General features: G+C 29.7%; 21 protein-coding genes. 11 read left to right on the forward strand and 10 right to left on the reverse strand.

Annotation, left to right across the window (positions count from 1 at the left end; all coding sequences use genetic code 4):
• The first annotated feature begins 1 nt into the window (after position 1).
• The 5 genes from GOQ20_RS02175 to GOQ20_RS02195 are packed head-to-tail and all read left to right on the forward strand — an operon-like array spanning position 2 to position 6,327.
• A complete protein-coding gene (locus GOQ20_RS02175) occupies positions 2–1,057 on the forward strand; it encodes an ABC transporter permease (RefSeq protein ID WP_167845224.1) in 1,056 nt (351 codons plus the stop codon).
• Positions 1,057–2,118, forward strand: coding sequence for an ABC transporter permease (locus tag GOQ20_RS02180; RefSeq protein ID WP_167845225.1), 1,062 nt, complete (start codon positions 1,057–1,059; stop codon positions 2,116–2,118). The genes GOQ20_RS02175 and GOQ20_RS02180 overlap by 1 nt, the downstream gene beginning before the upstream one ends.
• Positions 2,119–2,128: 10 nt before the next feature.
• Positions 2,129–3,436, forward strand: coding sequence for an ABC transporter ATP-binding protein (locus GOQ20_RS02185; protein ID WP_167845226.1), 1,308 nt, complete (start codon positions 2,129–2,131; stop codon positions 3,434–3,436).
• Positions 3,411–4,772: an ABC transporter ATP-binding protein gene (locus GOQ20_RS02190; protein ID WP_167845227.1), complete on the forward strand. Its 1,362-nt coding sequence runs from the start codon at positions 3,411–3,413 to the stop codon at positions 4,770–4,772. Before GOQ20_RS02185 ends, GOQ20_RS02190 begins: the two co-directional genes overlap by 26 nt.
• Before the next feature lies 1 nt (position 4,773).
• Positions 4,774–6,327: a hypothetical protein gene (locus GOQ20_RS02195; protein ID WP_167845228.1), complete on the forward strand. Its 1,554-nt coding sequence runs from the start codon at positions 4,774–4,776 to the stop codon at positions 6,325–6,327.
• Positions 6,328–6,445: 118 nt separating this feature from the next.
• Here GOQ20_RS02195 and nusG read toward each other — a convergent pair whose 3' ends face one another.
• Genes nusG through GOQ20_RS02225 form a run of 6 tightly spaced genes read right to left on the reverse strand, consistent with a single transcriptional unit; the run spans position 6,446 to position 10,027 of the window.
• The gene (gene nusG / locus GOQ20_RS02200; protein ID WP_129620511.1) at positions 6,446–7,045 is read right to left on the reverse strand and encodes a transcription termination/antitermination protein NusG; all 600 of its coding nucleotides are present in this window, start codon (positions 7,043–7,045) and stop codon (positions 6,446–6,448) included.
• Positions 7,046–7,058: 13 nt separating this feature from the next.
• On the reverse strand, positions 7,059–7,280 hold the full coding sequence (secE, locus tag GOQ20_RS02205) for a preprotein translocase subunit SecE (protein WP_129620512.1): 222 nt from the start codon (positions 7,278–7,280) through the stop codon (positions 7,059–7,061).
• Positions 7,280–7,432: a 50S ribosomal protein L33 gene (gene rpmG / locus GOQ20_RS02210; RefSeq protein ID WP_167845229.1), complete on the reverse strand. Its 153-nt coding sequence runs from the start codon at positions 7,430–7,432 to the stop codon at positions 7,280–7,282. The genes secE and rpmG overlap by 1 nt, the downstream gene beginning before the upstream one ends.
• Before the next feature lie 53 nt (positions 7,433–7,485).
• A complete protein-coding gene (locus GOQ20_RS02215; protein WP_167845230.1) occupies positions 7,486–8,079 on the reverse strand; it encodes a hypothetical protein in 594 nt (197 codons plus the stop codon).
• On the reverse strand, positions 8,069–8,773 hold the full coding sequence (gene rlmB, locus GOQ20_RS02220) for a 23S rRNA (guanosine(2251)-2'-O)-methyltransferase RlmB (protein ID WP_167845231.1): 705 nt from the start codon (positions 8,771–8,773) through the stop codon (positions 8,069–8,071). The genes GOQ20_RS02215 and rlmB overlap by 11 nt, the downstream gene beginning before the upstream one ends.
• Before the next feature lie 36 nt (positions 8,774–8,809).
• On the reverse strand, positions 8,810–10,027 hold the full coding sequence (locus tag GOQ20_RS02225; RefSeq protein WP_167845232.1) for a class I tRNA ligase family protein: 1,218 nt from the start codon (positions 10,025–10,027) through the stop codon (positions 8,810–8,812).
• Between the two features lie 141 nt (positions 10,028–10,168).
• On the opposite strand from GOQ20_RS02225, the gene argS reads away from it, so the two are divergent.
• The 3 genes from argS (at position 10,169) to fba (ending at position 13,050) form a co-directional block, all read left to right on the forward strand.
• Positions 10,169–11,827 carry an arginine--tRNA ligase gene (argS, locus tag GOQ20_RS02230; protein WP_167845233.1) on the forward strand — a complete coding sequence of 553 codons (1,659 nt, stop codon included), beginning with the start codon at positions 10,169–10,171 and terminating at the stop codon, positions 11,825–11,827.
• A gap of 68 nt (positions 11,828–11,895) precedes the next feature.
• Positions 11,896–12,147, forward strand: coding sequence for a DNA-directed RNA polymerase subunit delta (gene rpoE / locus GOQ20_RS02235; RefSeq protein ID WP_129620518.1), 252 nt, complete (start codon positions 11,896–11,898; stop codon positions 12,145–12,147).
• A gap of 36 nt (positions 12,148–12,183) precedes the next feature.
• Positions 12,184–13,050, forward strand: coding sequence for a class II fructose-1,6-bisphosphate aldolase (fba, locus tag GOQ20_RS02240; protein WP_167845234.1), 867 nt, complete (start codon positions 12,184–12,186; stop codon positions 13,048–13,050).
• 197 nt (positions 13,051–13,247) lie between these two features.
• On the opposite strand, the gene GOQ20_RS02245 is transcribed toward fba, so the two are convergent.
• The 4 genes from GOQ20_RS02245 to GOQ20_RS02260 all read right to left on the reverse strand — a co-directional run bounded on the left by GOQ20_RS02245 (position 13,248) and on the right by GOQ20_RS02260 (position 18,691).
• The gene (locus tag GOQ20_RS02245) at positions 13,248–15,074 is read right to left on the reverse strand and encodes a restriction endonuclease subunit S (RefSeq protein WP_167845235.1); all 1,827 of its coding nucleotides are present in this window, start codon (positions 15,072–15,074) and stop codon (positions 13,248–13,250) included.
• On the reverse strand, positions 15,074–16,636 hold the full coding sequence (locus GOQ20_RS02250; RefSeq protein WP_167845236.1) for a type I restriction-modification system subunit M: 1,563 nt from the start codon (positions 16,634–16,636) through the stop codon (positions 15,074–15,076). The genes GOQ20_RS02245 and GOQ20_RS02250 overlap by 1 nt, the downstream gene beginning before the upstream one ends.
• A 390-nt stretch (positions 16,637–17,026) precedes the next feature.
• Positions 17,027–18,085, reverse strand: coding sequence for an LLM class flavin-dependent oxidoreductase (locus GOQ20_RS02255; RefSeq protein ID WP_167845237.1), 1,059 nt, complete (start codon positions 18,083–18,085; stop codon positions 17,027–17,029).
• Between the two features lie 3 nt (positions 18,086–18,088).
• Positions 18,089–18,691, reverse strand: coding sequence for an FMN-dependent NADH-azoreductase (locus GOQ20_RS02260; RefSeq protein ID WP_167845238.1), 603 nt, complete (start codon positions 18,689–18,691; stop codon positions 18,089–18,091).
• Between the two features lie 442 nt (positions 18,692–19,133).
• Here GOQ20_RS02260 and GOQ20_RS02265 point away from each other — a divergent pair, with 442 nt between their 5' ends.
• Genes GOQ20_RS02265 through GOQ20_RS02275 form a run of 3 tightly spaced genes read left to right on the forward strand, consistent with a single transcriptional unit; the run spans position 19,134 to position 24,254 of the window.
• Complete coding sequence (locus tag GOQ20_RS02265; protein WP_167845239.1) at positions 19,134–22,247, forward strand: putative immunoglobulin-blocking virulence protein; 3,114 nt, start codon at positions 19,134–19,136, stop codon at positions 22,245–22,247.
• The gene (locus tag GOQ20_RS02270; RefSeq protein WP_167845240.1) at positions 22,240–23,721 is read left to right on the forward strand and encodes an MSC_0624 family F1-like ATPase-associated membrane protein; all 1,482 of its coding nucleotides are present in this window, start codon (positions 22,240–22,242) and stop codon (positions 23,719–23,721) included. Before GOQ20_RS02265 ends, GOQ20_RS02270 begins: the two co-directional genes overlap by 8 nt.
• An 11-nt stretch (positions 23,722–23,732) precedes the next feature.
• A complete protein-coding gene (locus GOQ20_RS02275) occupies positions 23,733–24,254 on the forward strand; it encodes an MSC_0623 family F1-like ATPase-associated protein (protein WP_167845241.1) in 522 nt (173 codons plus the stop codon).
• Positions 24,255–24,263: the final 9 nt, after the last annotated feature.

A 24,263-nucleotide genomic window follows, 5' to 3' on the forward strand; every position in this document is an offset into this window, starting at 1 on the left:
CATGGAACATAAATACGTTAATTATCAAAATGAAAAATATCGTTTAAATGATAATAAAGTAATTTTTACTTCAAAACGTAACAAAGAAATGTCATTTATGCAAAAGCTTTTAGCTGTGGATTCACCATTTTTAAAAGCTCTTTGAAAAATTGCCAAAATTATCTTAGAATTCTTTGTTATTGGTTTTATTGTTATTTCAATTACTTTCTTCCTTATTAATGCAGTTCCTGGTTCTAACTCTTTAACATCAGGACTTGATGCTGGAGCTAAAAAAGCAATTGAAGCTCAGTACGGATTAGATTTACCTTTATTTAAGCGTTATTTAAATTACATGCAGAATTTATTCAGAGGGGATTTTGGAATTTCACTTTCACTTTTCCCAGCTCAAGAAATCAATAGTTTTATTTGAGAAAGATTTTATAAATCATTCCTTGTTGGTATTTTCTCTGTTTTCTTAACAGTCGCAATCGGAATACCAGTAGGTATTTGAGTTGGTAAAAATCCAGGTGGTTTCTTAGATAATTTCTCTACTATTTTAGTTTCTATTTTCTCATCAGTGCCATCAATTATTTTCGCCTTAGTGCTTGTGTTTATTGGTAGAATGATTGGTCTTCCATTCATGTTTGATCACAAAAACTTTATTACATATATTCTTCCAGGACTTGCACTTTCACTTGGAAGCATCATTGTTTATATTAAATATATTAGAACTGAGCTTAATAGAGAACTTAACTCAGTTCATGCTAAATTTGCTTATTTAAAAGGACTTACCAAAAGTCGTTTCGTTTGAAAACACGCGCTTAAACCTTCACTTTTCCCAATTGCAACATTCTTCCCTGCAGTTATTTTCGGATCATTCTTAGGTAGTGTGTTCATTGAACAAATCTTCTTTATTCCAGGTTCTGGAGCAACTCTTTTACAAGCAATTCAAACAAAAGACTATAACGTTATTTTATTCTTAATTGTTATGTTTGCTTTACTTACAATACTATCATATGCAACACGTGACCTTCTTTATGAAGCAATCGATCCACGTGTTAGAAGGAGAGGAAAATAATGAATAAATTTCAAAAATTTCTAAATTCTTCTAAGCAATACATAGTAAATAAAACAGCTAAAGTTGCTAACAAAATTAGAAAAAATGAAGAGCTTGGAAAAACAAATTCATTAGAAGATAATATTGCACCAAATCAATTTATGCAACCATTTAACTATGCTAAATGAAAAATGGTTGGTGAAATTATGGACTTCCAAGAATCAAAACACCTTGGAGCCGAAGTTAAACCATTTAAAGAATTCGTTTATCGTTTTTCACAAAACATTGGTGGAGTTTTTGGATTCTTAGTTTTAGCTTTATTAATCATTTTCGCTTTAATTATTCCTTTTACAACTCTTGATCCAAATACTCAAGATGTTAATAACAGAATCTTGCATTTTAACCAAACCGATAGTAATGGTATTTACCACATTTTAGGTACAGACGATTTAGGTAGAGATTTATGAGCAAGACTTTGACATGGGCTTAGATATTCACTTGCTCTTGCGCTTGTAACAACTGCAATTGAAGTTATTGTTGGTCTTTCAATTGGAATTATGATGGGTCAATTTGATCCTTTTGATAGAGTGCTTACTTTTGTCATTAAAATTATTTCAGTTGTGCCTACAATCTTAATTCTTATCTTAATGACCATTGTTGTTTCACCTAGTTTCTGAGTTATTGTGTTTTCACTTTCACTTACTGGATGAACAGGAATGGCTAACCAAATCCGTGCTCAAGTTAAACGTGCAAAACACTTTGAATGAGTTGCAGCTTCAAGAGTACTTGGAACTTCAACTTGAAAAATCCTTAAAAACTATGTACCTGTAATTATTCCTATTTTAATTACACAACTTGTATTTACCATTCCAGGTGTTATCTTAAGTGAAACATCACTTGCATTCATTGGACTTGCAATTGATGATGTTCCAACACTTGGGAACTTAATTTCAGAAGGACAAAAACTTTTCCCAGGAAAATTAAGATACGTTTTTGTTCCTTCAACAATTCTTATTTTAATTACAACTAGTGTCCAACTTATTGGAGCTAGCGTGCAAGATTCACTTAGAAGACAAAGATAGGAGGCAAAAAATGAAATTTAAAAATTTATTAAGTAAGTTTGCCTTCTTTAAAAAAGGCGAAAGAAATTTTGATTGAGACAAGTTTTACGAAAATGTTCAATATCAAGAATTTAAAGACGGAAGCAAATTAAAAATTGCTGCTCAAATTGATGATATTTATCTTTCATTTACCAACCCTGCTCGTCCAGGCGAAAAAAACAAAGTTTTAAGAGGACCTTCTCTTAAAGTTTATGAAGGTAAAGTTCATGCTATTATCGGTGAATCTGGATCAGGAAAGAGTGTTATTACTTCTCTTTTATACGGACTTACTGGTGATAATGCTGTTATTGATTCTGGTGAAGTTAAACTTTATAACAACAACGTTGAAAAATTTAACTTCCGTGATTGAGAAAGATCACGTTATCGTGGAAGAATAGTTTCAGCTGTTTTCCAAAACCCAATGTCAACTTTAAACCCAACTATGAAAGTTGGAGAACAAATTATGGAAGGGATGTTAATTAACAAAGTTGTTAAAAACCGTAAGGAAGCTTATGCAAGAGCTGTTGAGTTTTTAAAATTAACTAAAATTAACGATCCTGAAGCTGTTATGAAGCTTTATCCACATGAAATGTCAGGAGGGATGATTCAACGGGTAGTTATTGCCGCGATTGTTTCCCTTGAGCCTAAAGTGCTTGTAATGGATGAACCTACTACAGCACTTGATCCTACAGTTCAAGCTTTAGTGCTTGATGTTATTAAAGAACTTCAAGAAAAATTACATCTTTCAATTGTCTTTATTACTCACGACCTTGGGGTTGTAGCTTCAATTAGTGACTACATTTCAATTATGTATGCAGGTCAAATTATTGAAGAAGGTACTGCTAGAGAAATTTTAAAATACCCACAACACCCTTATACTTGAGGACTTATCTCAAGTATGCCTGATGTTAATAAAGGAAGCAGGCTTTCAACTATTAGAGGAAGCGTTCCTTCAAGCTTAAATAATATTGTTGGTGATGCTTTTGCAGTTAGAAATGATTACGCTTTAGATGTTGACTTTATTAAAGAACCTGATTTTTATTGAGTATCTGAAACCCACCGTGTAAAAAGTGCTCTTTTAGATAAAAGAGCTCCTAAATACACACCACCAAAAATTATTGAGAATTTATGAAAGGAGTATCTTGCAGCTCATCCAGAACAAAAGGATTTTGAAGTCATTAAACAAAACCCTAATGAGGATGAATCAATGCTTTACCATTTTGATGTAAATGATTGAGCTAAAGCAAAAGATAATAGTGCAAGTGTAGAAGAAAATGAAGTTAAAATCATCAAATTATAATGAAGTTTTAGATAATAACTACACTCCATATATCGAAACTACTCGTGGTCTTTTTGGTGTTAAAAAAGAGCTTAGAAAAGAAATTAAAGGAACTAAAGAAATGCTTGAAAATCATTCAGGCAAAGAAGTTCTTGCTTCACTTAGACACGTTGATATTGTCTACGGAAGAGGTTCAAAAGAATTTAAAGCTGTTTCAGATTTAAACTTAAATATTTACCGTGGAGAAGTTCTGGGGCTTGTTGGTGAATCTGGTTCAGGAAAAAGTACAACAGGAAAAGCGCTTGTAGGGCTTATTCCTTACCGTTTTGGTGAAATTAAACTCCTTAACCAAGTTTTACCTAAAAAGCTTAAGCGTGGATTAAAATTTGGAAAAGCACTTCAAGATTACAAAAAAATCGAAAACTTTATGGTTAATAAAGTCCAAATGATTTTCCAAGATCCAGCTAACTCATTAAACCCTCACGTTAACGTTGAAACAATCGTATCTGAAGGGTTAAACAACATTAAAGCTTCAAAAGAAATTTATTTATATAATTATGACCAAGAAGTTCAAAAAGAAGTTTTTGAACTTATTAACGAAGTAGATTCAAGTTTCTTAACTAAAGAATATGTCGAGCTTCTTGATAGCAAAATTGCTGATAATTCAGCCCTTGCTTTTGAAGCTTTATATGTAGAGCTTTTAAGTAAACTTAGCAAGGATTCTCTTTTTGAAAAAGCTAGAGAAAAACTTCTTGTAGCTAAAGAAGAACGTGAAAGATTAAACACTCTTTCAGAGAATCAATGTAAAAAAATTCTTGTAAGAGAAATTTTAAAAAGTGTTGGACTTGATGAATCAGTACTTCGTCGTTATCCTCTTGAATTCTCAGGAGGGCAACAACAACGTATTGGGATTTCAAGAGCTGTGGTTTTAAGGCCACAATTACTTGTAGCTGATGAACCTATTTCAGCTCTTGACGTTTCAATTCAAGCCCAAGTTGTCAATATTTTTAATGATTTAAAAGATAAGTATAATTTAACTATATTATTTATTGCTCACGACTTACGTATGGTTGAATATATCTCAGATAGAATTGCGGTTATGAACAAGGGTACCTTACTTGAAATTGGTTCAACTGAAGAAATTGTCCACAACCCACTTCACCCATATACACGTAGCTTACTTGATGCTGTTCCATCAATTGATTCAGATAAAGGAAGCTTAATTAAGGGTATATATGATCCAAGTATTCATGGATATGATGAAAACCACCAACCTGAGTGAGTAAAAATTAATGATAATCACTTCGTTTTAGGGACACCTGAAGAAGTGGAAAAATGAAAAGAAGGACATAAGTAAAATGAAATTAAAAGGAAAATTTAAATTTTTAACGATTCTTTCTGGTGTAACAGTAGTTTCACTTCCTTTTGCTATGATTTCTTGTCAAGAAACACAAAAAGCAGAGAAAAAAGAAACTCAACCAGCAGAAAGTAAACCAAAAGAAGATACAAACAGCCAACCAAAAGATGGTGGTACAACTGATTCTGGAACTACAAACCCAGAAACGCCTGAAAAGCCAACAAACCCTGAAAATCCAGGTAATGAAGGAACAAATCCACCAGCAGAAGAAAATCCAGTAACTCAAGGTGGAGAACAACCTACTCCTGAAAATCCTGGAAATGGAGAAGCTGGAAATACTGAAAATCCAACAAACCCACCGGTAGAAGAAAACCCAGGAAATCAAGAAGGAGAACAACCTGCTCCTGAAAATCCTGGCACCCAAGAAGGTGAGGGAAATAACCAAGGAACACCTCAAAGTGATCCTTCTACAGATCCAAAAACTCCTTCAGAAGAAACACCAACACCTGAAGAAATTGAAGCTCAAAAAGCAGCTGAAGAAAAAGCAAAAAATGACGCTGTAGTTGCTAAATTCCAAGGAGAAGAAGGTGTTGCTAGATTTGCTTACACAACAGAATATAATGATGAAAGAAATGAATCTACATTAGACTTCTTCTATAGAGATATTGATTACAACGCAGGTCTTTTTAAAGATGTTACAATGACATTTAACCCTGAAAGCAAGAAATTAATTAGTCAAATTAAATTATTGGTACTTGCTCCAACAGAATCTAAACCTAACGCAACAGCTTACAAAACTCAAGAAGGATCTAGATTCGATTCATTTGCTGAAGCTTTAGGAGAAGATTACATTTTAGTAAGTGCTGACCAAACAAAAGAAGATGGACAAGAATTTGCTCCTAACTACACTTTAAATGGTAGATATACTTTTGGTGAAGGGTTTAAAATTTCATATAAAATTGCCAAAAGAGATGGAACATTTATTTCAGATACTATAGAAACAACACTTCCTGAAAATATAGCACCTCTTCCTACTAAACCTACATCATTTACAATGAGCAATTATTACCCAAAATCAAAATACGATAGTGACATGAACACTAATCCAAGCAAAAAACTTTTACTACAAAGAGGATCAAAAGCTTCACAAACAATAGAAATAATGTATGATGCTCCTAAATTTACTAAGAACTTTGGTACTTTTACAGCAGAACAAGAATTACTTATTGAAAAAGTAAAATCTTTAAGACAAAGAATAATTTCTGAATTCTTAACCCCTACTAGAGCTAATGGAGTTGAAATATATTCATTTATAAATCAATTCCAAGACTGAAGTACTTATAAACTTTATATATCTAAATTGATCTTTACACTTGATAAAATGCTTTTAAATGGTTACATATATCAAGAATACTACGATCTTGTTTACGGTAAACCGACAGATGGAGAGGGATTAAATCCAAACGATACATTCCAAGCAATGCTTAAAATGAAGGCAAAATTATCTTCAAGTAGTTCATCTAGTGGTGGGTCTTCATCATCACCATACGTATAGAAACAAAATTAAATACGCCAATAAGGCGTATTTTTTTGTGTAATTTTCAGAGCTATTAGTAGCTAAATTCCATTAAAGCAAAAAAAGAAAGGGCATATACCCTTTCTCTAATTAATTATTAAATAGAACTTAAGTTAAGAAAATCTAAATCAATCTCTACGTTATTTTTCTTACCAAATGTTTCGATAGAAATTACTGCAACATTTTTAGCTTGATCGATTTTAACAATTGGCCCAACTTCACCTTGGTATGGTCCATCAATAACTTCAACAATATCATCAATTTTGAATTCAAAAACATTTTTACCTGAATTGAAGTTTTCAAGAGCTTCTCTTTCTTTTTCTAAACATTTTCTAATTTCTCTATTTGTAACTGGTGTAGGTTTTGCTCCCTTACCTGATGAACCTATAAGCCCTGTAACATATTGAGTGTTACGGATAACAAATCAAGCTTCATCACTCATTTCAAGTTTAGCAAAAATGTAACCTGGATACATATTGATTCATTTGATTTTATATGGAAGTTCTGCTCTTTTTTTCTCAGCTTCTCTTGCTGTTAAAACAGGGCGTTTAAACATTTTGAATGGACCTTCCGGTGTAGCTTCTAAGTCAAAATTATGTGAAACTTCTTCAGCTACAATACGGTTGCTAAGAGCTTCAAGAACGTGTTCTTCTTTACCTCTAATTGTTGAAATCATGTATCAATTTTTTGTGTTCATAAATTATTCCTTTCTAATTTACTCCAAGTGCTGTTCAAATACTTGTAAAAAGAAGTACAATTGCAAAAACAAATAAGGTGAAAATAGCAGTAAAAATTAAGATTTTAACAAAGTTAGAACGATTGGTTTTTCAATCTGGTCATCTAACTCTTTTGATTTCCTTAACTATCTTTCTGATAAAATAATGTTTTTTACGATTTTGTCATTTGTTTTTTAAGTTGCTTAAAAATACCATTATACCTCTTCTTTATGTAAAGTAGATTTTTCGCAATTTTTGCAATATTTCATTTTTTCGATACGTTTAACAGTACCTGCACTTTTGTTTGTTGAGTAATTTTTACGTTTGCATTCAAAGCAAGCTAATGAGATTGTGTTATTTTTTTTCATAGTTTATTAATTATAAAGAATTTTACCACATTCACTACCATTTTTATTGTCTGTTAATTATCGATTTGATTATATTTTTGACGGATTGATTTTAAAATGGTATTGACTTTATTTTTGCTAAATTTGCAAGCATCATTTTTGTTGCAAATTTGATCCAAACACTCTTTTTCTTTTGGGTTTAAAAGCTTTTGCAGCTGCTTCATTTTCTCTTCAAAAGCAACTATTTTTTCACTTCCATCTATTGTTCTTTGGATCTTATTAAATAAGTTAGATAAATTTAAATTGTTATTTGAAACTTTGGTTTCAAATTGATATTGTCTATTCTTGATTTTATTAAAGTGATTTAAACTTTTATACCTCAAATTCAATCATCAGAATTTCTCAAATGGCCGATGTTGAAAATTATGATGATACAGTTTAATTTCCCTAGTTAAAATTGACAAAATATAGTTGTAAATTTCCTCTTTTTCAAAATTACCACTAAGTTCATATCATCAAATTTTATTTACTAAAAAACCAAGTTCTTTATGATGTTTATTAAGAAAGTTATTGATGAGTAAATTCGATGAAATGTGTGAATATTTACTAATATCGAAAAAATCTTTAACTTCAATATTTCAATTACTAATGTCAATTTTATGACGCATTTTTATTTACTAAATCAAAAAGCACAATTCCTGTAGCTACTGAAACATTTAATGATTGGACAGTACCAAATTGTTCAATATAAATTGTTTGGTCAACAACAGATAAAACACTTTTTGATACCCCTTTCCCTTCGTTTCCAACTACAATTGCACAAGGGCTATTGTAGTTAGCTTTTGTGTGTGGAAGAGCTTTTTTATCAAGCGCTGTTGCATACACTCAGTAATTATTTTCTTTCATTTTAGTAATAGTTGCGCTAATGCTACTTACTTTATAAAAGTTCATATTAACAAACCCACCAGAAGAAGTTTTTAAAGCTGTTGGTGTTAAATCTGCACTTTTATCCTTAGATAAAATAATATCTTTAATTCCTGCAGCATTAGCTGTACGGATAATTGCCCCTAAGTTCCTTGGATCTTCAATATGATCCAAGATAAGCACTTTAGAAGGTTGATTTTTAATAAGGTAATTTATATCTAAAATTTTAATATTGCTTATTAACGCAACAAAACCTTGGTGGTTTTCACCTTCACTTAATTTATCTAAGAAAGCATTATCTTTAATAATAATTTTCCCTTTGAAATTAGCAAAAAGATTTTTATTGCTTTCTTTAGCTAAATAAATGGTGTCGATTTTGACTCCATTTTGATAGCTTTCAACAACTGAATTTCTTCCACACATAATAAATTGTTGCATACGTTTTACCTTCCTTTTTCCTATAAATTGTGCCTTTTAAATTAATTGATTTTCCATTAAGATGTTCCGAAGCTTATCGCTTTGCTCATAATTTTTATTTGCAAGCTCCTCTTTTCATTGGTGATATATATTTATATATTTTGCGTAATCAAAACTAGCAAGCTCAAATTTTAAAACTGTAAAAATTTCAATAAGAGTGTTTTGTGAAATTAAATTACCTGTGTTAGCTTCTTTGATAAGGTTGTTAACTTCAAAAAGAAAGTCAGAGAATTTACCTGCAAAAAGCTTTTCAAATATAAGCTCAGCTTTTGCTTTATCAAAGCTTGCATCATTATTTTCAACTAAAGCTCTAAAGAAAATTTTCTTAAGCTTATTAATTGTTTTAAGTGAATTATTAATAAGATTATCATCTATATTAATAATTCCAGTGATTGAATTTGATAGAAAAATCATTTTTAAAACATCAGGTGAATGTTTTAAAAGAAATTCCTTAGCTAAAATAACATTTTGAAGTGATTTAGACATTTTTTCATTATTTAAATTAATTTGCCCAGTTCTAAGTCAGTTTTTAGCAATTTTATTACCAGTAACACTTAAATATTGGATGTTTTCATTTTCATGGTGCGGAAATGTAAGATCCATTCCTCCGCCATGAATATCTACCCCTTCATCATTAAAATGTTTATAAATTAAAGTTGCACATTCAGTGTGTCAACCAGGACGACCTTTGCCAAAAGGAGAATCAAAAGTTACTCCAATTTGAGTTTTCTTTCAAAGGGCAAAATCATTTGAATTTTGTTTTTCAAAATCTGAATTATTTTTTAATAAAGCTTCATATTTTTGGTTTGAAACACTTCCGTAATTATCTTTGTTTTTCGCCACGTCAAATCAAACATTACCATCTTTATCTGTATAAGCATCACCGCTTGCAACCATCTTTGCAATAAAATCATTAATTAAATCTAGATTCTCAGTAACATATTCAACTTGCGAAATGGTATCTACACCAAAAGTGTTAAGTAAGTCCAAATATGCATTGGCATATTTGGTAGATAATTCTTTCTCAGTGATATTGCTTAAGCTAGCTTGTTTGATGATTTTATCATCAATATCTGTGATATTGTGGATAAAAGTAAATGGTTTATTTAAATAGCGAGCTGCTTTAAGTATTAAGTCAATTGTTAAAATTGGTCTCATATTACCGATATGAACATCATTATAAACAGTAGGACCACAAACATAAATTTTTAGCATATTTGAATTATATATTAATTATAAAAGTGGCAGCTATTTTTAGCAGCTCTCGTAGCGATATTTTTGGAAAAATTACTTAAAAAATGAGTAGGTTTTTATATAATTGTAAAACATAAAATATTCTATATTTTAAGGAGATGTATGTCAATTAATTTAGTTGTTAAAAAAGAGCTTATTAATGCAGTAAAGTCGCTTCAAGAGAAAGGTTTTTTTGAACAAGATTTTAATGCCAATGAGCTTGTCTTTGATCTTAGTGAATCAAATGTGCCTGAACAAAGTAATCCAGATAAAATTGAATTCAATTTATCAAGTAACATTGCTTTCATTGTTAAAAAATATGTTAAAAATGCACCAGTAAATATTGCTAATGCAATTAAAGAGTGCCTTAAAGATTCAAAGGTAATTACTTATGTTAGTGTTACTATGCCTGGGTTTTTAAACTTTGTAATTAACGATGAGCTTTTTATTGAAAGAACTTTTGAAATTAATGATTTAAAAGATAGATATGGCGGAAACTTCATTAACAAAGAAAAAGTTAATATTGAATTTGTTTCAGCCAATCCAACTGGATTTTTACACGTAGGACATGCTCGTGGTGCAGCTGTAGGTGATTCGCTTGTTAGAATGTATCGTCATGCTGGTTATGATGTAGAAGCTGAATATTATGTTAATGATGCCGGGAATCAAATTGATACACTAGCTGCTTCAGTACATGTAAGATACTTAGCTCTTTTTGGTACTGAAAAACCAATGCCTGAAGAATGCTATAGAGGAAATGACATTATTTGATGTGCCAACAAAATTAAAGACCTTAAAGGTGATTATTTTAATGAGTATGAGCTTAGCGAAGCTAAATACCAAGAGCTTAAATCAATAGCAACTGAAATTATGCTGGCTCAAATTATGGAACATCTAAAAGAATTTAGAGTTTCTTTTGATACAGTTTCAAGTGAAAGAGCCATTAGAGCTTCAGGAGCAATTGAACAGGTTTTAAATAAACTAAAAGATAATACATACACTCAAGATGGAGCTTTATTTTTAAACACAACTCAGTATGGCGATGATAAAGATAGAGTTTTAATTAAAAATGATGGCTCATTTACCTACTTACTTCCAGATATTGCTTATCATGCAAATAAATTTGCTAAAAATCCAAGCTTAATTAATGTTTGAGGTGCTGACCATTCAGGATATGTGCTTAGAATGAAAATCGCAATGCAACTCCTTGGGTTTAACAAAGAAAATTTAGATATTTTAACTATCCAATTAGTGCGTTTAATTAAAGATGGACAAGAATTTAAAATGTCTAAACGTGCTGGAACAAGCGTTACGCTTGCTGATTTAATGGATAATTCAAGTGTCGATGCTATTCGTTATACTATGCTTACACGTGAAGTTAATAGCAAATTTGATTTTGATATTGATGAAGCTAATTCGGATGAATCAAATTCTTCAGTGTTCATTGTCCAATATGCACACTCAAGAGCTTGCTCACTGCTTAGCAAGATGCAAGCAGCAAGTAAGCAAGATAATGCTAAGCTTACTTTAAAAGCTAAAAAAGTTATTCGTGCTTTAGATGATTTTGAAGAGTTAATTAAAACCATTGTAAGTACCAAGAAAGTTAACTTAATGACTCAATATCTTTCAGAACTTGCGAAGTTATTCAATAGTTTTTATGCTGAAACTAAACTTATAAATCACGAATTTGAATCAACATATGCATCATTAGTGCTTGCAGTAAAAAATGTTTTAAGTCTTGGACTTGAACTTATTGGTGTTTCTGCACCAAGCGAAATGTAATCTTTATCTTTTAAAAATAAATATTAATGTATTATAATAATAAAGCATTCGAAAGGATTTATTAAATTATGAAAACAATGTTAGAGCACGCAATTGATTTTATTCATCGTGAAAACAATCATGAATTTTCTTTTTACGAAATTTTTGATTATGTCCAAGAAAAAATGCAAGATCAATGAAATGAAAAATTCGTTTCAGATAGTAACTCATTTGAATCTGTTAGAGAATTAAAAATGGGTGAATTATATAGAATAATGACAGTAGATCGTAGATTTGCAAGAACCGCTGATGGTAATTGAATTTCTAATGAAGCTAACTAAAAAAATAAAATAAAAAAGGTTAAAAAAGGAGTAATTATGGCATTAGTAAATGCAAAAGAAATGCTTAGAAAAGCTAAAGAAGGTAAATATGCAGTTCCTCACATTAACATTAACAACTTAGAATGAGCAAAAGCTGTACTTCTTACAGCTGAAGCTGAAAAATCACCTGTTATTGTTGCAACAAGTGAAGGTGCTGTTAAATACATGGGTGGATTTGATGTGGTAGCAGGAATGGTTTCAGGTCTTATGAAAGACTTAAACATTACAGTTCCAGTTGCTCTTCACTTAGATCATGGTTCATACGATGGTGTTTTAAAAGCTATTAAAACAGGTGTTTATACATCAGTTATGTTCGATGGATCACACTTCCCATTTGAAGAAAACTACGCAAAAACAAAAGAATTAGTAGAACTTGCTAAGGCTAACAACATGTCATTTGAAGCCGAAGTTGGAACAATTGGTGGTGAAGAAGATGGTATTGTTGGTGATGGTGAATTCGCTGATCCAAAAGAAGCTAAAATGATGGCTGACTTAGGAATTGATGTTCTTGCAGCTGGAATTGGAAACATCCACGGTCCATACCCTACATCATGAAAATCACTTAGCTTTGAAACTCTTTCAGAAATTTCAGCAGCTGCTGGAATTGGAATCGTGCTTCACGGTGGAAGCGGAATTCCTACAGATCAAATCAAAAAAGCTATTAGCTTAGGAATTACAAAAATTAACGTTAACACAGAACTTCAACAAGCAAACCACAAAGCTTTAAGAGAATACATTCTTAGTGGTAAAGATCTTGAAGGTAAAAACTTTGATCCAAGAAAACTTTACAAACCAGGATATGACGCAATGTGTGAAACAGTTAAAGCTAAAATTCACGAATTTGGTTCAAATAACAAAGCTTAATAATTTTAAATTTAACTAGAACTAATGGTTCTAGTTTTTATTTTGCTTTTATAGCAAACACTTTAAAGTTAAGGGTGCAAAATGGAGAATATACCTAGCAAATAGGCATAAAAGAGTTTTTAGGGAGCTAATTAAATGTTCATAGTTAAGTACAAAAGAATACCACTACTTTATAGTAGTGGTATTTACTTATAAACCTATTTTACAGTGTTATTTGACTTGTTTTCTAAGAATTTAAAGATACCATCACGATAATATTCATATTGAATTTGAGTAAGTTGAATCAATTTAGGAAGCCCTAATTTTAAATCGTTCACGAATTCATAGAAGGATTTTATTTTGGTTGAAATTTCTTTTTGTTTATGTAAAGGAATAATGGGTATATCTATATTTCTAATATCTGTCATTGAAATAGCAGGAATAGCTCCGTCATCTTTGCTAATTAATAAAGAATTTATGTTGTTAGTTAAGTAGAAGTAGATAAATAAAGGATCAAATTCTTTATTAGTTTGAATAGATACGCAAGAGTTACCTAATCAGAATTTATCATTGATGTAGTTAGTAGCACCTGCATTAACACCTCTTATTGAAATAAGAATATTTTCGCCTTCTCTATTATATTCATTGTGATAACCAGAATTATTTCTCCCACCATTGTAAAATGGATAAATAAATTCTTCTGAACGATCTTGTGCTTTAATGAATTGTCCAGAACTCATCTGTGCACAATTTGAAAGTTTAGCGATTAAATAGATTGTCTTATTGAATATAAATTCAATAATTTTAATTAATCCGCTCTCTCTCTCTCTCTCTCTCTCTCCAATACCTTTATTATCTATAATTCCAGTTTCAAGGTATTTGAAAATTGCATCTCGATAATACTCGTATTGCTGTTGCCTTTTAGCTTCTTCAGCAGGTAGACCAATATTTAAATCTTTACAAATAGATTCAAAATTATCAAGAACTTTAACTATTTTTTCTTGAGTTCGAATTGAGGGGATTAAAACTGTTAATGAAGATAAAGATGTCTTTTTGAGCCCCGGTATTCCACTACCTTGAACCAAATTGAATATTTTATCTTGATTAGATTTTAAATAGAAAAATAAGAATCTATTCAATATCTGTTTAGAAGTGACTTTTAATGAATAACAATGGGATCCTTGGTAAAAATCTTCATACATTCATTGAACATAACCAGCATTTGATCCGCCTTGACTTACAATGATTGTATTTTTAATATTATTAAAGTTTTTAGCGTTAGAACTTTTGTTAATACCACCATTCATATATGGATATAACCCATTTTCTGAAATATCTTCTTTAGAAGGTTGTTTACCAATATTTATTTCTGCGATTTCGCTTAATTTTTTGCTAAAAAAATTAATGTCGTTTGACAAATTGTTATTTGATAACAATTTGTCTCTATAAAATCTATATTGCTCGTCCCTCGCCTTCAGCTCCGCCTTCAGCTCCGCTGAATACTCGGTAAATTTATCAAGAATTTCAACTATTTTGTTTTGAAGTTCTAAAGGAGGAAGAGGAAATGACAAGGTATTAATTATGTGTGAATTTATATTATTTATTGTTGTAGAATTAAGTGAAAAAGATAAATGATCTTTAAAAATATTAGAATTTAAAACATAATACAAGTATTTATTATTTAATAATTTGCTTTTAGTTCTAATCGCAGCAATAAAACCGCCAAAAGGAATATTTAAATCTTCATTTACATAAGCAATTTTCCCTACATGTGTTTTAGAACCAGAACTTATGCACATTAAAATATCATCTTTTGATGCTTTTTTATTATCTGGTATATTAACATTTTTGTTAATAAGTTTCATATTGCTTAAATCAAGATTAGAGTTATTTAATAATATGTTATCAGCTCTTATTATTGGAGTACCATCTAGATCTTGTGTTTCTTCGGATTTTTTATAAGTTAATCCTCTTACGAACACTGCATAATCTTGGAATTTTACTTTTTCGAAATTATTAATAAATAATCCTTCAAATAACTTCATTATTCTTCACCTTCAAGTTCAGCAATGATTTTATCAATTTCGCTACGTAAAACAACTTGACGAGCAACAATTTCTTTAAGTTCCGCGTTAAGTTTTTTAATATCAATAGCTTCTTTTGTATCTTCTTTTTCAACATATGAATTTACAGAAAGATTGTAATCATTATCTCTAATTTGGTCATATGAAGCAATTTTAACAAAGTTTTGTAAGTCCTTTCTTTTGTTGTATAAATCTAAAATATGTGCGATATTTTCATCTGTAAGCTTGTTTTTCTTAGATTTTTTAACAAAGAAACTTGAAGCGTCAATGAATGTGACATCAGTATCTTTTCTATTCTTTTTAAGTACTAAAATGCAAGTTGCAATTCCTGTTCCAAAGAATAAATTATCAGGAAGTTGGATAATTGAATCTACAAAGTTATTGTCAATTAAATATTTACGAATTTTTTGCTCAGTTCCACCACGGTACATAATTCCAGGAAAACAAACAATAGAAGCGACTCCTTCTGAGGATAAGTTGTTTAAAGCATGAAGCACAAAAGCTCAGTCAGCTTTTGATCTTGGAGCAAGCACCCCAGGACCTGTAAAACGAGGGTCATTAATTAAAGTTTTATCATTTTTATCATTTCAACTAATTGAATATGGAGGGTTAGAAACAATTACATCAAAGAATGTATTTCATTCTTTTGGATGTGTTAAAGTATCGTCACAGTAAATGTGAAACTTGTCAAAATCCATATCGTGAAGGAACATATTCATTCTGCAAAGGTTGAATGTTGTAACGTTAATTTCTTGTCCAAAAACACCGCTTGTGATATTTTTAGCTCCTAAAATCTTCACTGCTTGTAAAAGGAGTGAACCTGAACCAGCACACATATCATAAACATTTTTAACTTGTTTTTTATCTCCAATTGCTAATTTAACAAGCAAGTTACTTACTTCTTGAGGTGTAAAGTATTCACCACCACTCTTACCTGCATTTGATGCATACATACCCATTAAATATTCGTAAGCATCACCAAAAACATCAATTGAATTATCTTTTAAGTTTCCAAGGTTCATGCTTTGAATCCCTTTTAAAAGCTTCACAAGGATATTATTTCTTTTAGGAACTGTATCACCTAATTTGTTGTTATTTACGTCAAAATCTTGGAAAAGACCTTTGAAATCATCTTCACTATCTTTCCCTCTTGATGATTGTTCAATTGAATCGAAAATTCTTTTTAAAGTTTCGTTTAAATTTTCGTCATATTCTGCGTTTTTAACAACATTAGCAAAAAGGTCTTTGCTATCAATGAAAAACCCTATTTCTCTTGCTATTTCATTTTTAGCTTTTTCAGGAATTTGACCTTGATATTTTTCATAATCAAAATCTGAATCACCAGCTTCAGCTTGTCTATTGCTGAATTCTCTGACCATTTTTTCAGAAAGGAAACGGTAAAACATTGCACCAAGCACGTAGTTTTTAAAGTCTCATCCATCTACACTTCCTCTAAGCTCATCAGCTATTTTTCAAATGCTTGTATGTAATTCATTTCTTTCTAATTCTTTTTTGTTATCCATAATTTTCATCTCCTAAGATACTAAAATATTTAATATAAATATTTTACCTTATTTATTAGTCTTTAACTTCCTTATATTGTTCATTTGAATTTTTAAAACAAAACAATTGGTTTATTTTTCGAATTTCAAACACACAAATTACAAACACACCTATAAATAAGCAACATTTGTAATTAAGGTAAGAAATTCAGAGTAAAAAAAGGTTTCCCACTTGCAGTATAAAAGTTATGCTACCAACTGAGAAACAAAGAATTTTTAGACCTTTTCCACTTACTAGTATAAATTTATTTAAATAATCTCTTTTCCAAGTTAAGGAATCAAAAAATTCAAATACATCTAGAAAATAGACATATTTGAATTTTTCATAATCTTATTTACAATGAAAGGAATTTAATTTTCAGCTTTATTTTCAAAGTATTTTTTTACAATTGGTGCTACTTTTTGTCCATAAAGCTCAATTGCTTTTAAAGTGTCTTGATGCGGCATAGATCCAACTGGGAGATGAAGCATAAAGCGATCAAGTTCAAGACCTTCCATAATTCTAATTATTTTTTGAGCTACTTTTTCGGGGCTACCTGCAAAAATTGCTCCTTGTAAACTTGTTTCATTATCATATTGTTCTCTAGTTAATTCTCTTCAATGATCACGATCTTTTGCAATTGAATCTACTAATTCTTTAGTTGGAATAAAGTAATTATCTTTGGCTTTTTGATCATTTTCTTCAATTCACCCTCAAGAATGAGCAGCTATTTTCATATCTTTTGGATCATGTCCAAAAGATATTCAAGCTCTTTTGTAAATATCTACTAATGATTTAAATCTAAGTGGGTCTCCACCGATTGTAGCAAAGACAATTGGAAGACCTCTTTTAGCAATATTGACTACTGAAACTGGGTTTCCACCAGTAGCTACTCAAATTGGTAATTTGTCTTGAGTAGATCTAGGATAAACACCTTTGCCATATACTGAATGAGTAAGATTTCCATGTCATACTAACTTTTCATTATTATTAATTTCAGTAAGCATATCAAGTTTTTCTTCAAAAAGAGCATCGTAATCTTTAAGACTATAACCAAAAAGTGGGAATGATTCAGTAAAAGAACCTCTTCCAACCATAATTTCGCTTCTACCATTACTTAAAGCATCTATTGTTGCAAAGTTTTGATAAATCCGAATTGGATCTGATGATGAAAGAACAGTAACCGCACTTGTAAGGCGAATGTTTTTGGTTTTTGCAGCACCAGCTGCAAGAACAATTTCAGGAACTGAAACAGCAAAATCTTCTCTATGGTGCTCTCCAATTCCATAAATATCTAAACCTACTTTATCAGCAAGTTCAATTTCCTGCACTAAGTTCTGAATTCTTTCTGTATGTGAAATAGCTTTATTTGTATTTTGCAATTTGGTAGTTTCACCAAAAGTTGAAATTCCTAATTCAATTTTTTTCATAATTTACCTCTTAAATTTATTTATTATTTTGTCAATTTTCTTTTGATATTTGTTAATAAGTTCCTTATCTGAAAGCTTCTTATTTTTGTCTAAATTTAACCCATTAATTTCTAGAGTTAAAACCTTTTTAACTCTTAAAAATTTTCAGATTTGTTTAAGTCAATTTCGTGCTGAAGATCATTTGTATCAAGTTTTTTTAAAACCTCTGGTGGTTATAATCAATACATCTAAATGAGTTAAGTTTCCCTTATTTTGTGAGTTAGGAAAATCACTGTAATTAAATGTTTCTTTAGCAACTAAAATTGAATCTAGAAAGTTTTTTACCACTGGAGATGGACTAAAATTAATTTCTGGAGTGAAAATAATTAATTTATCAGTTTCTCTAAGAAGGTTTATTCACTTTAGTGAATCAACTAAATTATAGTAATTGTGAGCATTATTTGAGTTTAAAATTGTACCAACATGAGTGTCATTTAAATCAATTTCTGTAATTTGAGAATTTCCACTTTTTCTTAAATATTCTTTTTTAATGTAATTCATAAATTGATTTGAAATTGAAGTTTCATTTTTACTAATTAGTCCATTTAAAAATAGTATCTTTTGCACAAAAAACTCCTTTTTGTTATTTTTTTAAGTTAAAAATGCATTTTTTCATTTCCACAAATAATTATAAGACTAAAAAAATAAAAGTCAAATATTTTTTAGCAATCAAAGTGCTCAACTGATAAAAATAACATTTATGGAACAAACTTTTTCATATTTTTCCATAAAATGACAGAATTTTTTATTCTAGCACCCTATATTTGTCAATTTCTCTTTATTTCAGGTGTCATTTTGCGCAAAAAGAAGAAAAAAGGGCGTTTTTTCAATCAAAAAATGCATTTTCTTTTTAATGTGGATATTTTCCCTGGAAATATCTGCTCTAAAAAAAAAAAAAAACTTAAAGTAATATAATTTAAATGTAAATATATAAAAGTAAATTTTTCCCCTAAATGAATAGAAAAAAATACATTTTTAAAAAATTTTATATATTTCAAAGAGGTACATAATGATTAGAGCAAAAAGAAACAAACTTTTAAAAAGTCTTTTAGTTTTTAGCGTTTCGCTTGTTACTGCTGCTATAGCTACCTCGTCAATTTATTTAACGAGACAAAAAAGCGATGTAGATAAACAAAAAGGAATAGAAGATGAAATTGTGACGCCCACATTAGTTGATGGTGTTTTAATTTTAATTAAACCTGAAAATAGATCACTTGGAGATCAAAACATTGAACAAATTCAAAAAACAACAATTAACTTAGTTACATTACTTCCTAATGAAGAAAAGAAAGTTCTTGTAAGTTTTGAAATTGAAACAACTAAAAATGAAGAAGTAACAATGGATATTTCAGATAGAATTCCTGAAAATTATGAAATTGATCCCGAATTAAACAAAAACTTTGAAGGATCAAAAATTGTTGTTAAGATTGGTCAAGTAAATGAAATTTATCTTAAAGAAATTAAACCTATTCCTACAACTGTTTTTGAATTCTATAACGGAGAGAATAAAATTGGTTCTTCTGTTTCGTTTACAATTGCAGATAAAGAAGAGTTAATTAGACAATATAAAACTCAAATTCCTGAAGGATATAAACTTAAAACTAACCAAGATGGTGAAACTGTAGAACCTGAAATTAATTTAGGAGAGCTTAATAAAATTCAAATTGAGCCAATTCATAAAGAATATAGAACTACAATCATCTATAAAGATAAACAAGATAATGTTATTCATACACAAAAAGATATTATCACTTTAGATGATGCTAAAGTTAACCCTAGAAATTATTTACCACAAGGTTATGAGTTTCTTGAAGATGCTCAGCAACCACAAAGTGTTGCTGAACTTAATGCTGGTAAAACATATACTTTCTTGATTAAAAAGACTGTAAAAGTACATAGCACAGTTATAATTTATCAACTTGATGGTGTGCAAAAGGCAACACACACTTTCACAACTTATGGTGATAATAGTTCTATAACACTTGAACAACTTAAAAAATTCAAACCAAATAATTTAGAAATTAAAAAAGATTATAACCCTTCTTCAATTGTTATTGGTAGTTCAAATAATGTTGTTCCACTTGAGAAACCTAGATTGAAAAACACTACTAGATTGATTTTTAAAGAAAAAGATCCAGAGAAAGTGATCCAAGATATAAGTGTTACTGAATTTGAAGATGTACAAATTTCACTTAGTTCATATATTCCAAATGGTTATAAATTAGTAGAGGGTGCTTCATCTGATATTCGAAGAGGACAAGATAATACCTATTTTGTAGAACTTATTGAAAAACCTAAACCTAAACCAGAACCAAAACCTGAGCCTACTCCGATTGTTCCTAAAGAAGAAAAAACTCCAGAAATTAGTGAGATTATTTCTGAAGGTGGAACACTTATTAATCCTGAAAGTGAACGTTATGATAAACCAACTACAATGCCTAACGTTGAAAGAGGTGCAATTTCAGGAGAGCTTTTACAAAGCCAAAAAGCTAAAATACAAAGCATTAAAAATATTCTTTCTAAATTATCTTCTGATCCAAATTACAAATTTAATGCAGATGATTTAAGACCTATTTACGATACTTCTAATCTTTCATCAGATGATGCTAATTTATTCTTTGAGAGATTATCTAAACTTCTTAATGGTGCAACTTTAAAAGAATTAGGAACATATAGTGCATTCCCATATCCAGATTTAACGGCTGAACAGCAAAAAATTAGTTTCCAAAGCATGATGAATGCATATTTAAAAAACGCTGATGAATACTTCGCTAAAGGACAAATTTTAGTATTTGGAACAGATTTTACCAACCCATACCCAAGATGAGGTTTTGCTTCAGATGATGATAACCCAGCTTATGTAAGACAAAAAGAACTTGCTAAAAAACGTGGTTTTGCTTACAGTGGTACAAATGCAAAATATGGAAGAAATGGTGATCAACTTGCTAAAGGTGATTATCCAGGATGAAGCAAAAAAATAGTAATTGATAGAAAATACTATTCAAACGGAAAACCTCCTGTTTGAAAAACTGATTCAAGTGGAAGACAATGAATTCCTGATGGCGGAATTTCTGTTTGAGAATATACACCAAATGATGATAACTTCGAAGGGCTTAAACAAGGTAAACAAAAAATGGCATTTATGGATGCTTCTAACCCTAATGCTGTTAGAGATATCATTACCTTTTTAAAGAAAAACCCAGAAATCACTGGTTTATTTATCAAAAACATTGGTACAAAAAATCCAGATCAAGATATTACAGATATTTTAAGAAATATTCCAAGTCAAATCAAAAACTTATCATTAGGATTTGATACTCAAAAAATTCTAGGACTTGGAGAACTTAGAAACAAAACATTTACTCAAGTTGAACTTCTTACAAGCCTTAGAAATGCAGATGATAACATTGGTGATGCATCATTACCTAGATATAACTATGGATGAGGAATTGATCCAATTGCATTCCAAAATGTTTCTTATGTAGCTCATGATTGAACAGCTACTAAAGGGTGAGATAATCAAGGATCATCATCTGTTTATTATGGACCAATTCAATTTAATGTTATTCGTCCAGGTAAAGATACAAGCTGAGATGATGTGAAAAAAGGATTTGATTTAGTTCTTGATACCAAAAAAGATTGAAGAGTATTTAATGGTCAATTTGGTGATCAAGGTTACCCGATCAAAATTGATCTTTCAGAAACCCAATTTACTTCACTTAAAGAAATTAATCTTAGAAAACACAAATTTAGAGTTATTAAATTGCCTTCAAGTGGTTCAAAATTCACTTTAAATATTGCAGATTTAGGTAAAGCTCAATACAGCACAATCTTAGCTGCTTGAGGACCAACAGAAAAACCTAAAATTCTTTTCGGAGATGAAAGAACAAATCAAGTTTATTTAAAAGGAACTCTTTCAGATCTTAGATCTGGAGGTAAATGAGTGCCTGAATTACAAGCTCTTTTAATTGGTATGAAAAACATTGGAACTGTCAAAACAATTATTGTAGATAGTCAAGATGTTCTAAATGTAATTAAAAGCTCAGGAGCATGAGATTCTTCATTCACAATTAAATTAGCTTCAGAAAGCAATTCAAACCAAGGAGGTTTTGATTTTGACTAATACTAACACAATTCCCCAACGCAAGATTTTTAGTCAACAAATGGTTAAGAACATTTACAAAAACTTAATTTTATTAATTCTTTTTGTAGGTATTTTATTTACATTATTTACATTTTCAAACTATGTAGGTAATGATATTGTCAATGCAAAGTCAAACGATGTCTTTGTAGGCTATGAAAATCTATTCAATTTATCAAACCCAGTTTTTAAAAGCAGAAACTTTGCAATTATTTTTAATTTCACTATATTAATAACTGCATTTATTTATGGTGTCTATAGTGGTTATCGAGTTTGAAGACACTCTTTAAAAAATACCTATAGTTATGCTTTTTCAGTAGTTTTTGTAATTGTTGCTATTGCTTCAATTATTCTCTTAGCTATTGATCCAATTAATTATGAAACTGATCCGCAAAACTTAATTATCAAATCTGTACCAATTATTGTTTTATTACTTATTAATTGTGTATTTGAGTTTCTTTTATTTAATAACAAAAGAAAAATTTCACCTTCAACAATGCTGCTTAATGTTTCATTTTTTGCATCAGCACTTTTAAAATTAGTTTTAACTCTTATCGGTTTTGTTCTTCTTTATTTATTTGTTTCTGATGTTAAAGTTAGTGCAAATGAAAAAGCAATTGATTATCTTTTCTTTTCAGTGAAAAATGAAATGTTTAAAAAGATCGATTATGCTTTAAATACTAATGCAGGTGGATTAAGTTTCTTATATCATTTTGTGTTAATTACCATTGCACTTGCAGCGATTTTCTTATCAATTTATCCATATTTCTTTGGATCATATCTATTAAATAGAAGAAAAAATATTTATAAAGATTTAACTAAAATTGCTTTAGTTTCTTCATTTGCAGTTCTTATTTTCGCCTTAGCAAATGTAACTAAAAGTATTGAGCAATCAAGTTTTGTTGTTAAAAATAGCATTTCTCACATTGGTTATTTATCATTTAGTGCAGTAGCTGTTGTTATTATTGGAAGCTACATTGCAATTACAAAGTTTTTCAAAAATCAATTAAACCATTACAACATTGATAGTTTCTTACTTGCTTTAGCTTTACTTATCCCATTTAGCATTGCAATTATTTTAAGAACCATTAATTTTGACAAATTTAACAATTACATTATTTTAGTTTTACTTTCATTATTTGTTTTAGTTTTATTTGTGTACCAAAACTTTAACAAAACAACATTAAATAAAAATAATCACACTATTTTTGCAATATCTTTATTACTACTTAGTTTAGGAATATTCTTTGAAGTAGTAGATGCATTTATGATTGAAAAAGGAAATCACTTACTTTCATCAATTTTCATCTTAATTCATCTTTCAGATATTTTATTGATAACTAATTTAGTTTTCATTTTTGGACTTGTAATTACAAGACTTTATGGATTATTCAAACTATTTTATTTCATCAAAAAAGTAGCATCAAAAAAATTAAAATTAAAAAATGTTAACTAAGGAGGTTTTCAATGCCAATTTTCAAAAGAAAAACTAAAACACTTGCACCTGAAGTCCAAGCATATCATGACATGATATTCAAAAATTATCATAATGCTAAAGCTGATAAATTCATTTCTAATGAAGCTTTTATCAATCAAGTTCTTATTATTGCTAACTTAAATAAAAAAGATGAACTTTGAAAAAAATACTACCACCAAGGATATGAGCAATTTATAAACAAAAACGAAATTCGCTTTAAAAATTTCGTTTTAACCTACGAAAGAGACTTGCGTTTTGATTTAAATAATTTAGTCCCAACTATTAAGAACGTAACAAATCCAAAGGTTATTACCTTTAACTTTGCAAATTCAGATCTTGAAGCTGAAGCTGCATTATTAGAATGTTTCAATAAAGTTCTTGTATCGTTTTTAGAACAAGGATACAATGTTGAAATATTCCCTGATGTGATTTTAACTTTTGATAAAAATTTAGATAAACTTACTGTTTTATTTAGTGAGAATTTTGTAACAAATGCACATCAAGAAAATTAAATCGAAACT

The organism is Mycoplasmopsis gallinacea (assembly GCF_012220205.1).
GTDB classification, from domain to species: domain Bacteria; phylum Bacillota_I; class Bacilli_A; order Mycoplasmatales; family Metamycoplasmataceae; genus Mycoplasmopsis; species Mycoplasmopsis gallinacea_A.